General features: G+C 61.5%; 10 protein-coding genes. 3 read left to right on the forward strand and 7 right to left on the reverse strand.

All coding sequences use genetic code 11. The features are described 5' to 3' along the window. Positions 1-422: 422 nt before the first annotated feature. Complete coding sequence (locus tag V6F91_RS00005) at positions 423-1,322, reverse strand: LysR family transcriptional regulator (RefSeq protein ID WP_332761407.1); 900 nt, start codon at positions 1,320-1,322, stop codon at positions 423-425. Positions 1,323-1,482: 160 nt separating this feature from the next. Between V6F91_RS00005 and V6F91_RS00010 the strand changes: the two genes are divergently transcribed. Together V6F91_RS00010 and V6F91_RS00015 are read left to right on the forward strand one after the other, a co-directional pair. After that, the gene (locus V6F91_RS00010; RefSeq protein ID WP_332761409.1) at positions 1,483-2,502 is read left to right on the forward strand and encodes an alpha/beta hydrolase; all 1,020 of its coding nucleotides are present in this window, start codon (positions 1,483-1,485) and stop codon (positions 2,500-2,502) included. A 51-nt stretch (positions 2,503-2,553) separates the two neighbouring features. Continuing rightward, complete coding sequence (locus tag V6F91_RS00015) at positions 2,554-3,981, forward strand: mechanosensitive ion channel family protein (RefSeq protein WP_332761411.1); 1,428 nt, start codon at positions 2,554-2,556, stop codon at positions 3,979-3,981. Between the two features lie 201 nt (positions 3,982-4,182). On the opposite strand, the gene ycaC is transcribed toward V6F91_RS00015, so the two are convergent. The 6 genes from ycaC to V6F91_RS00045 form a co-directional block, all read right to left on the reverse strand. Further along, on the reverse strand, positions 4,183-4,806 hold the full coding sequence (gene ycaC / locus V6F91_RS00020) for an isochorismate family cysteine hydrolase YcaC (RefSeq protein ID WP_090282704.1): 624 nt from the start codon (positions 4,804-4,806) through the stop codon (positions 4,183-4,185). Positions 4,807-4,874: 68 nt separating this feature from the next. Beyond that, positions 4,875-6,713: an amidohydrolase gene (locus V6F91_RS00025; RefSeq protein WP_208937974.1), complete on the reverse strand. Its 1,839-nt coding sequence runs from the start codon at positions 6,711-6,713 to the stop codon at positions 4,875-4,877. Positions 6,714-6,753: 40 nt separating this feature from the next. Next, entirely contained in the window at positions 6,754-7,380 is a 627-nt protein-coding gene (locus tag V6F91_RS00030; protein ID WP_090282702.1) for an antibiotic biosynthesis monooxygenase, read from the reverse strand. After that, entirely contained in the window at positions 7,373-7,786 is a 414-nt protein-coding gene (locus tag V6F91_RS00035; RefSeq protein ID WP_332761416.1) for a DoxX family protein, read from the reverse strand. The genes V6F91_RS00030 and V6F91_RS00035 overlap by 8 nt, the downstream gene beginning before the upstream one ends. Positions 7,787-8,607: 821 nt before the next feature. Further along, positions 8,608-9,531: a LysR family transcriptional regulator gene (locus tag V6F91_RS00040; protein ID WP_332761417.1), complete on the reverse strand. Its 924-nt coding sequence runs from the start codon at positions 9,529-9,531 to the stop codon at positions 8,608-8,610. A gap of 54 nt (positions 9,532-9,585) precedes the next feature. Next, positions 9,586-10,569 (reverse strand): MBL fold metallo-hydrolase, encoded by a 984-nt coding sequence (locus V6F91_RS00045; RefSeq protein ID WP_423815300.1) that lies wholly within the window; start codon positions 10,567-10,569, stop codon positions 9,586-9,588. Positions 10,570-10,816: 247 nt separating this feature from the next. Here V6F91_RS00045 and V6F91_RS00050 point away from each other — a divergent pair, with 247 nt between their 5' ends. After that, positions 10,817-11,248 carry an AraC family transcriptional regulator gene (locus tag V6F91_RS00050; protein ID WP_332761418.1) on the forward strand — a complete coding sequence of 144 codons (432 nt, stop codon included), beginning with the start codon at positions 10,817-10,819 and terminating at the stop codon, positions 11,246-11,248. The last annotated feature ends 109 nt before the right edge of the window (positions 11,249-11,357 follow it).

Consider the following 11,357-nt stretch of genomic DNA (forward strand, 5'->3'; position numbering starts at 1 on the left):
CGGGGATGACCATGGTATCCACCGCGCCGGTGAAGTCGGTGACGATCGCGGCGTGCATGTCGGCGGAGAACCGGGCGATGACAAACGCGTCAACTGATCATTAGACATACCACCAAACCCTGTGGGAGCTGGCTTGCCAGCGATAGCGCTCTTCCAGCCACAGCTGCATTGCCTGACCCACCGCCATCGCTGGCAAGCCAGCTCCCACAGGGTTCAGTGGCGATTACAAAAAGCTCGCAGGCAACCCCAGCCCCTGTGGGACACACGCAGATTACGCAGACGACCATCATCAATTGTAGGAGTGAGCCTGCTCGCGATAGCGGTCTGTCAGCCACAGCTGCATTGACTGATCCAACGCCATCGCTGGCAAGCCAGCTCCCACAGGGTTCAGTGGCGATTACAACATTCAGATCAGCATGAAATCAGAGATTGACGTGACTCTGGTTCAGCCGCTCACGCAAAAACTCCACCAGCGCCTGCACCGGCCGCGACGCCTGGCGATGCTGCGGGTACACCGCCGACAAGGTCAGCGGCTCGGGGCGTAAATCATCCAGCACCGGCACCAGCCGACCGTCCTTGAGCGCCGCGCCGACAATGAACGTCGGCAGGTAGGTAATGCCCATCCCCTGCACTGCCGCGTCACGCAGCAATTCACCATTGTTGACGCGCATGCGCCCGGTGACGTTGACCAACACAGGTTTGCCCGGCCCTTCGTTGAACCGCCATTGCACCGAGCGCCCGTGCCCGTACGGCAGGCAATCGTGGCTGTGCAGGTCTTCAGGCTTGAGTGGCGTGCCGCGTTCGGCCAGGTACGCCGGGCTGGCGCAGTAGACGCGCTCGATGCTGGCGATGCGACGGGCGATCAGCGTCGAGTCTTCCAGCGTGCCAATGCGCAGTGCCAGATCGTAACCCTCGCCAAGCAGGTCTACGGGGCGATCACTCAAGTCCACTTCCACCGTCACTTGACGATAGCGCTGCAGAAACAGCGGCAGCAAACACCCAAGATGCGCCACCGCAAACGACAGCGGCGCGCTCAGGCGAATCGTCCCGCGCGGTTCCGCCGTCTCCCCGGCGATGCCCTGCTCCACCTGCTCGACTTCGCCCAGCAAACGCAAAGCCGCCTCGTAATAACTCTGCCCCAACGGAGTGACGTCGAGGCGTCGGGTCGAGCGGTTCAGTAAACGCACGCCAAGCCGCTCTTCCAATTGCATCAAACGGCGACTGACGAATTGCTTGGACAGGCCCAACTGGTCGGCCGCTGAGGTGAAGCTGCCGGAGTCCATGACCTGGCAAAAAATACGCATGTCTTCGAACGGGTTCATTGTCACTCTCTGGTGGACAGTTAAACGCTTTATAGCTGCTTTTTCACTTTTCAGCAGCCTATTAATCTGTGCTCACGGTGTTGCTGAGGCCTGCAACCCAGCGCCACAGCAGCCCGCAACTCAGGCAAAAAAATCAAGAATATTCAAAAGGATTTCCACCATGAACATCGTCAAGAAAACCCTCGCCGCGTCCCTGCTCGCCCTCTCCGTCAGCAGCGCCTTTGCCGCAGGCAGCCCAGGCGTTGAGCACAACACCCAAGCGTTCCTCGAGGCCCTCGCCGCTGGCGGTGGCCGCCCGCTGGAACAACTGAGCCCGAAGGACGCCCGGGCGGTGCTGACCGGTGCGCAGGCTTCGGTGAAAGTGGATCTGTCGGGAATTGAAGTCAGCGACAAGGCGATCAAGGTCGACGGTCAGACGATCAACCTGAAAGTGGTGCGTCCGGCCAAGGTCAAGGGCGAGTTGCCGGTGTTCATGTTCTTCCACGGTGGCGGCTGGGTGCTCGGTGATTTCCCGACGCACCAGCGCTTGATTCGTGATCTGGTGGTGGGTTCCGGCGCGGTCGCGGTGTACGTCGATTACACGCCGTCGCCGGAAGCGCAGTACCCGACCGCGATCAACCAGGCCTACGCCGCGACGAAATGGGTCGCTGAGCACGGCAAGGAAATCGGTGTCGACGGCAAGCGCCTCGCCGTGGCCGGCAACAGCGTCGGCGGCAATATGGCTGCGGTGGTGGCGTTGATGGCCAAGGAACAAAAAGCCCCGGCGTTGCGCTTCCAGTTGCTGATGTGGCCGGTGACCAATGCGCAGTTCGACGACGGTTCGTACCAGCAATTTGCCGAGGGGCATTTCCTCACCAAAGGCATGATGCAGTGGTTCTGGGACAACTACACCACCAACGCGGCCGAGCGTGCGCAGATCCACGCCTCGCCGCTCAACGCCAGCAGCGAACAGCTCAAAGACTTGCCGGCAGCACTGGTGCAGACCGCCGAATTCGACGTGCTGCGTGATGAAGGCGAAGGCTATGCGCGACACCTGGATGCGGCCGGCGTCGCGGTGACCTCGGTGCGCTACAACGGGATGATTCATGACTTCGGCCTGCTCAACCCACTGAGCCAGATCCCCGAAGTGCAAGCGGCGGTACGGCAAGCGGCCGCCGAGCTGAAAACCCACCTCAACTGAGCCCAGGCCCGGCGCCCCAAAAGCGCCGGGCTTTTTGTGTGAGTAACGCCCATGACTTTCCTTCTCGCTCACCTGCTCTCCTGGAGCGCCGTGCTGCTGTTGCTCGACGCCGCGCTGTGGCACTTCGCGCCCTACAAGCATCGCGCGCCGAAGGTCGGTGTGCGGCTGGTGCTGTTTCTGGCCTTTAGCGCGCTGGTGATCAATGCCGGTGTCAGCCCGTTGCAAGCGCCGCAATTTGTCGATGACCGCGTAGCGCAACTGGGCGCGACGGCGCTGGGCATTCTCTGGTGGCTGTACGCCGCGCGGGTGCTGACCGAAGTCATCGGCCTGGCCCTGATGCGCCGCATCGGTCACAGCGGCCGTCTGCTGCAGGACGTCATCGGCGCGCTGGTGTTTCTCGTCGCCACCGTGGCCGCTGCCGGTTATGTGCTGGAATTGCCGGTGAAAGGCCTGCTGGCGACGTCGGGCGTGGTCGCCATCGTTGTCGGTCTGGCGCTGCAAAGCACCCTGGCCGATGTGTTTTCCGGAATTGTGCTGAACACCACCAAGCCGTATCAGGTGGACGATTTCGTGATGATCGACGGCGTCGAAGGCAAGGTGTTCGACATCGACTGGCGCGCCACCCATTTGCTGACCAGCGCCGGGACCATGGCGGTGGTGCCGAACTCGGTGGCGGCCAAGGCGAAGATCGTCAACCTCAGCCGCCCGAACAACATGCATGGCGTGTCGATCAGCATCAAAGTGCCCAACCATATCCGCCCTCGCCGGGTGCTGGATGCGCTCGATCGCACGCTGCAAGGCAGCAGTTCGCTGTTGCTCAGCCCGGCGCCGAAAGCCGTGCTCAAAGAGGCTGGCGAAACCATGTCGGAGTACGTTGCCAGTGGTTTCATTGCCGAACTGGGCAAGAAAAGCGAAGTGCGCAATCAATTGTTCGACCTCGCCCACCGGCATCTCGAAGCGGCTGGCATCTCGCGGCATCCCGACGGCGTGATCGAACCCTCGAGCCGCGCCCGCGCGTTGCTCGATGAGGTAAAGATCTTCCGCTCGCTGAGCAGTGAGGAGCGCGATCGCCTCGCCGAATCGATGGTTGCCCAGCAATACACGGCGGGTCAGGTGGTGCTGGACCTGGATGAAGTGCCGGACAGCCTGTTCGTGATTGCCACCGGTGTGGTCAGCGCGACTGTGCCGGATGGCGACAACAAAATCGAAGCCGGACGCATGGGCCCGAGCGAAGTAATGGGTGAGCAAAGCATTCTTGCCGATACGCCGTCGCAAGCGACATTCACGGCGCTGACGTCGAGCATCGTTTATCGACTCGACAAGCAGTTGACCCGTGAGTGCATGGGCAAACGCAGTGAAGTGGGTCGGGCGTTGAACAAATTGCAGGCGGTGCGTCAGCAGAACAGTCGCCTCGCGTTGATGGCCAAACCGGTGGCGGTGAAGAAGGGAGGGTTTTTGGGTTGGTTGCAGAAGCGCTGAAGATCACGATCAAAAGCTTCCCCCCTCACCCCAGCCCTCTCCCCCAAGGGGGCGAGGGGGAAAGGGAGCCGATCTCCATTTGCTTCAGGAGCTGAGATCGACTCGATATTGCAGGTCGGAGTATCTCGAAAGAGCCCCTCGGTCAGTCCCCTCTCCCTACGGGAGAGGGCTAGGGTGAGGGGCTTTTGACCTTTGAAGCGATTACTGCGCAGTAAACTTGGTATAGCTGTTGATCAGGTTACGATAGTTAGGCAGACGCTCCGACAGCAGATGCGCCAGACCTTCCATATCGTTGCGCCAGTCACCCTGCAGCTCGCACGCCACCGAGAACCAGTTCAGCAGATGTGCACCGGCCGCCGACATGCGCGCCCACGCCGCTTGCTGCACGGTGGTGTTGAAGGTGCCGGACGAGTCGGTGACCACGAACACTTCGAAACCTTCGGCAATCGCCGACAGGGTCGGGAACGCCACGCAGACGTCGGTCACCACGCCAGCGATGATCAGTTGCTTGCGGCCAGTGGCCTTGATCGCCTTGACGAAGTCTTCGTTGTCCCAGGCATTGATCTGGCCTGGACGCTGAATGAACGGTGCATCCGGAAACTGCTCGCGCAGCTCAGGCACGATCGGGCCGTTCGGACCTGCATCGAAGCTGGTGGTGAGGATGGTTGGCAGCTTGAAGAACTTGGCGATGTCGCCCAGTGCCAGCACGTTGTTCTTGAACTCGTTCGGGGTGAAATCCTGGACCAGCGAGATCAGACCGGTCTGGTGATCGACCAGCAGCACGACGGCATCATCTTTGTTCAGACGCTTGTAAGGAACGCTCATGGCAAAACTCCTGGATGGATGGTTGTTGCGTGAAGCGCCGGCCCTGATGACCGGCGCTTTTGTCGAAATCAGAAGGCGAAGCAGGAACAGCCGAACGCGCCCCAGAAACCGGCGAAGTCACTGACCGGCGCGTTCGACATCCGCGCCTTTTCATGGCTGTGGGTGTGCACCGCGCACGGTCCGCTGCACTGGTGAACCTGCGCCTGCAACGGCGAGTTCGGCCGCCAGTGACCCGGCACCTTGACCACGGGCGACCAGTCCGGCAGCACCGGAATGGAGCGCGGGCCGAGGTCTTCGAAATCGCCGGCGGCGTAGACGATCTTGCCGCCGACCACGGTCATCACCGACTCGATCCACTTGATCGCTTCTTCTTCAACGCTGAAGAAGTCCGCGCTCAGTGCCGCCAGATCCGCCAGTTGGCCCACGCGAATCTGGCCCTTCTTGCCCTGCTCCGAGGAGAACCAGGCGCTGCCGTGGGTGAACAGTTCCAGCGCGGTGCTGCGTGGCAGACCTTCTTCGTACAGAGCCAGACCGCCGACGGTGCGACCGCTGACCATCCAGTACAGCGAAGTCCACGGGTTGTAGCTCGACACTCGTGTGGCGTCGGTACCGGCGCCTACCGGCACGCCTTCAGCGAGCATGCGCTTGATCGGCGGCGTGGCTTCGGCGGCTTGTTTGCCGTAGCGATCGACAAAGTATTCGCCCTGGAACGCCATGCGATCCTGGATCGCGATGCCGCCGCCCAGCGCTTTCACCCGCTCGATGTTCTGCGGGGTGATGGTTTCGGCGTGGTCGAAGAACCACGGCAGACCGTTGAACGGAATGTCACGGTTGACCTTCTCGAACACGTCGAGCATGCGGCTGATCGATTCGTTGTAGGTGGCGTGCAGGCGGAACGGCCAGCGCTGTTCGACCAGATGACGAACCACCGGCTCCAGCTCTTGTTCCATGGTCTGCGGCAGGTCTGGGCGCGGTTCGAGGAAGTCTTCGAAGTCGGCCGCCGAAAACACCAGCATTTCGCCGGCGCCGTTGTGGCGCAGGAAGTCGTCGCCCTGATGCAACTTGACGCTGCCGGTCCAGTTCTGGAAATCGGTCAGTTCTTCTTTTGGCTTCTGGGTGAACAGGTTGTAGGCGATGCGCACGGTCAACTGGTCTTCTTTGGCCAGTTGTTCGATCACCTGATAATCGTCCGGGTAGTTCTGGAAACCACCGCCGGCGTCGATCGCGCTGGTCAGGCCGAGGCGATTGAGTTCGCGCATGAACTGGCGAGTCGAGTTGACCTGATATTCCAGCGGCAGCTTCGGCCCCTTGGCCAGCGTCGAGTAGAGAATCATCGCGTTCGGCCGCGCAACCAGCATGCCGGTCGGGTTGCCGTTGCTGTCACGAACGATCTCGCCGCCCGGCGGGTTAGGCGTGTCGCGGGTATAACCGGCGACGCGCAACGCCGCGCGGTTAAGCAAGGCACGGTCGTACAGGTGCAGGATGAACACCGGGGTGTCCGGCGCGGCCTGGTTGATCTCTTCCAGGGTCGGCATGCGTTTTTCGGCGAACTGGAATTCGTTCCAGCCACCGACCACCCGCACCCATTGCGGGGTCGGCGTGCGGTCCGCCTGATCCTTGAGCATGCGCAGCGCGTCGGCGAGCGACGGCACGCCTTCCCAGCGCAGTTCGAGGTTGTAGTTCAAACCGCCACGGATCAAATGCAGGTGCGAGTCGTTAAGGCCGGGGATGACGCAGCGGCCCTTCATGTCGACCACTTGCGTGGCGCTGCCCTTGAGGGCCATGGCTTCGGCGTCGTTACCGACGGCGACGAAGCGGCCGTCCTTGATCGCCACGGCGCTGGCGAGCGGTTTTTCGCGGTCAACCGTATGAAATTGGCCATTGAACAGAATCAGATCGGCGTTCATCGCAGTTCCTCAAGCAAAAGTGAAAAGAAGCAAACCCCGCTCAACGCGGCGAGGTTTCTTGGGAATCGAGGTGTTCATGGGCCTGGCTGGCTTCCAGCCATGGCGTGAACAAACGGGTGACCGGCGGCATCACCACGTACACCACCGAGAGGACGATGGTCAGGGTGATAAAAAAGGTGGCGACCACGTAGTTGGAAAGGATTGGATGCAGCGCCAGCAACGGCCCCCAGATCAGCGGCACCAGCAGGGTGTGCGGCAGAATCACCAACAGCGACACCACGGCTTGTTTCCAGCGCGGCGGTGGCGAAGCGGCGTCAGCCAGTGGCGAGAACCAGAATTCGTTGACCGGCGCGACTTCGGTCTGATCGCCGTCAGCCAGCATCGGCGCCGCCTCGGCGACCAGCGCCTGACGCTCAGACGATTCCAGCCAGCCTTGCATCGCTTCGGTGCTGCTGAAGCGCAGCACGCAGGTATAAAAGTCGAGACGCCCGCGCTTGCCGCGCACCACATCGACCCCCAGATGCCCTTCACGCTGCCCCGCCACACGGACGATATTGCGCAGCCAGGCTTCATATGCCGACTCGAAACCGGCCTTGACCCGGTGCTTGATGATCAACGTGACGGTCTCATCGGCCCCCGGTGTGGGTTGATTCAGGGCTTCAGGCATAACGCAGTACTCCGGGCAAACGAACAGGAATCGCCAGCCGTCCGGGCCCGGCGATCAATACAGTGGTGAAAAGAATCAACAGCAACCAGCCGAACTGCCCTTCAGCCACACTCCATTGCGGATGTACGACCAGCAGCGCAACGAGCAGCACAAAGAGAATAGGCAAGCAGGCCAATCGCGCCAGAACTCCGGCGACGATCAGCAGCGGACAGAGGACTTCGGCGAAAATCGCCAGGCACAGCGTGAGATGGGCACCGAGGTGGAACGGGTCTTCGATCAGTTGCAACTGCGCGGTGAAATCCAGCAGCTTGGGCAAGCCGTGCACCCACAGCAGAAACAAGCCGGCGCTGACCCGCAGGAACAGCAAACCGAAGTCCTGCGCCTGTTCATCCCTCGAATTAATCATGACCCGACCCTTTGAATGTCATTGACGAGAATCATGCCAAGGCAAGGGCGGAAGAAATTGGATGGGTGTGCTTAGTTGGTTTTCAGGGCATGGAGGGTGTGCAGACAGTGATGAAAAATGCGGGTGACGGCCTACAGGGAGTCTGTGACACCCGTGCGCAACGGATCGTTTGTCAGGCCGCCATCGCTTGCAGGCAAGCTCGTACAAGAACCGCGCTCACCCTAAGGCCGAGTGCCAGCTCGCCTGCTGTTGATGTTGCCCTTGATCCAACGGCCCAACTCGAAAATCAAAAGCCCCTCACCCTAGCCCTCTCCCGGAGGGAGAGGGGACTGACCGAGTGGTTTGGGCGAGGTACGCCACCTGAGATACCGAGTCGAATGTGAGTTTTGAATGGCACGCAGATCAGCTCCCTCTCCAGGGGGAGAGGGCTGGGGTGAGGGGCAAATCCACCACAATTCCCAAGCCAAACACCTGCTTTTCACCACTCAACAATGAGCGTTAGCTCGAGTGCCCTTGATCTTGATCTTGCGTCACCGGCGACATCGGAAGGCTGAGTGGAGGGATTGATCCGGGCGTGGGAGCGCAGCGACCGTCTGGCGCAGCCAGACACAGCGGACGTAGGTGCAGCGCAGCAAACCGTAGCCGCTGCGCCCGGATCGATCCCGGAGCGAAGGGACCCGAGCCTGCGAGGGCCGTACGTAGGAGCAAGCCTTTTGGTTCCTTTTTGGCGTCTGAAAAAGGGACTCGCCGTAAGGGCGAAACCGCCAGCCGCAACACCCGCAGCAACGGATATGCCCCCATCCATCCAGAAACGCAAAGCCTCAGCTAGGCCGAATATCCAGCGGCGCCGCCATGAACTGACTGATCCTCGACCTGAGCCACTTCTCCGCAGGGTCATTGTCATGCACCCCACTCCAGGCCATCGACAACTGCGCCGCATCGATCGGAAATGGCGGATCTTCCGCACGCAGCGCACAACCCTCAACCAAGGCGCAGGCAGCATAATCCGGCACAGTGGCAATCATCTCGGTGCCAGCGAGCAAAGCCCGCAGACCACTGAATTGCGGCACCCCCAGAACCACCCGGCGACAGCGGCCGATCTTCGCCAGATCCAGATCGATATTGCCGCTCAGGTCCCCCGAGAACGACACCATCGCATGCGGACGCTCGCAATATTCGTCCAGCGTCAGCGGCCCCGGACGGTCATCGCCGCGCAATACCTTGCAGTGAATGTCGCGCAGCTTCTTGCGTTTGGCATTGGCCGGCAGATCCGTGGTGTAGCTGACCCCTACCGAGATTTCCCCGGAGGCCAGCAGCGCTGGCATCAGCAGGTAGTTGGCCCGGCGCACCACCACGACAATCCCCGGCGCTTCCTGTTGAAGCTGGCGCAACAGCGGCGGAAACAGACCGAACTCGGCGTCATCCGACAGGCCGATGCGAAACACGTCGCAACTGCTCGCCGGCTCGAACTCCTTGGCCCGGCTGACCGCTCCGGAAATCACGTCCATCGCCGGCTGCAGTTCCTTGAGAATCGCCAGCGCCCGCGCGGTCGGTTCCATGCCACGCCCATTGCGCAGCAGCAGCGGATCGTCGAACAGGTCGCGCAACCGCCCCAGCGCCGCACTGACTGCGGGCTGGCCCATGAACAGTTTTTCGGCGACGCGGGTCAGGTTCTTCTCGAACATCAGCGCTTCGAAAATCACCAGCAGGTTCATGTCGACGCGACGCAGATCGTTACGGTTCATGGGCAGGTCGTCCTTATCAATGTCAGCCGCTCAAGCGGATCGGCGCCAGGCACTTTACTCGATCAACGGCACTTTGGCCGCGCGTTTGTACGGGCCGTACTCCACCGGCACCCATTGGAAATGTTTGCCTTCGGCGATGATGTGGCCGATGCCCGGGAACGGCAGGTGCGCGGCGGTAACCCAGGTCTTGCTCGCCGCAGCCGCACTGCACACCGCCTGACGGCTATTGATCGCCTGTTGGCTGTTGACGTCAAAGCCGATCGACACCTCCGGGTGCAAGAACTGCACCGCGAGGTTATGGACCAAATCCCCCATGAACACGATGCTTTGCTTCTGCGAGGTGAAACGATAGGTGGTGCTGCCCGGCGTATGCCCGGCTTCGAGCGTCGCTTCGACCACGCCCGGCAGCGGCGACTCGCCTGCGCTGAAGGTCTTGAAACGCCCGGCGGCGACATAAGCGGCGGTGGATTGCTGGGCGATCTTGAAGAACTCTTTGGCGCCGGCCGGAGCCTTGGCCAGTGCGGCCGGATCGAGCCAGTAATCGGCTTCAGCCTTGGCCGCGTACACCGTGGCATTGCTGAACAGCGCCTGCTGTTGCCCGTCGACCAGACCGCAGACGTGGTCCAGATGCAGGTGCGTCAGCAGGATCGTATCGACCTGTTCCGGCTTGTAACCGGCCGCCTGCATGTTGTTCAGCAACTGGCCGGCAGTGGCGCCAATGCACTGGCCGGCGCCGCTGTCGACCAGAATCAGTTGCTTGCCTGTATTGACCAGAAAAGCGTTGAACGCGGTCTGCACGCCCGGCGTTTCAATCGAACGGCGGGCCAGCAGCGCACGAATCTGGCTCTGACTCATGCCTTGCAATAACTTGGGCGACAAGTCGTTGTAGCCGTCGAACAACGCCGTGACTTCGTAATCACCCACCGCCAGGCGGAAATAACCCGGCGCCTGCGTGCCCACTTGTGGCGCTTGCGCCATCGCGCAGGACATCGCCAGTGCGAGCGTCATCGCTGTCGCGGCTTTGAACATGCTTTTCATCGAATTCTCCTGAACCTGACCGACTGCGGCGGCCCTGTCGGTTCGCCACGCTTGCCCTGATCGTGGCGCAAACGCCGGGCGCAGACTTGCAAGCATGTGCTGAGTTCCGATCGATGCGCGGCAATTAACAACGATTAACTCGTCAGCCTGGCGCCCGCGCTGAACAATGCCGTCACTCGCACAGCGTTGTTTTTTGACCTGACGGGATGCGCCTTTCGTGCATTCCCCATCGACACGGACCTTGGCCATGGCTCAATTGCAACCCACCGTCGCCCTCGCCCCTGCCCGCCAACCGGATACACCTGCCATTGGCGGGCTCAGTCCGCAACGCGAACGGCAGGTCAAACAACTGATCCTCGAACGCCTCGGTGACAGCCTGGAAGTAGCCGAACTGGCCCGCGCCTGCTCACTGTCGCGCAGTCATTTCTCCCGCGCCTTCAAGTGCAGCACCGGGCTTTCGCCGCAGGACTGGATTCGCACTCAGCGTATCGCCCGCGCCAAACTGTTGATCCAGCACACCGATCTGAGCCTGACGCATATAAGCCTGGAATGCGGCTTCTGCGATCAGGCGCATTTCTGTCACATGTTTACCCGCAGCGAAGGTATCAATCCGTTCGCCTGGCGCTGCCAGATCATGCGCGAACCGCGGTCGCCGCGTTCGCAGCCCGGCATGTTCTGATCGAGACGCCCGTTGCACCGATGCGCAAACCTGAGGATCATGCCCAGACACCCGAACCAGAGAGCCCGCGCCTGCGCGCGCGACAGTTCGGTATCGTCCGCCGCAGCGC

The sequence above is a fragment of the Pseudomonas koreensis genome (genome assembly GCF_036668835.1).
GTDB lineage: Bacteria > Pseudomonadota > Gammaproteobacteria > Pseudomonadales > Pseudomonadaceae > Aquipseudomonas > Aquipseudomonas koreensis_I.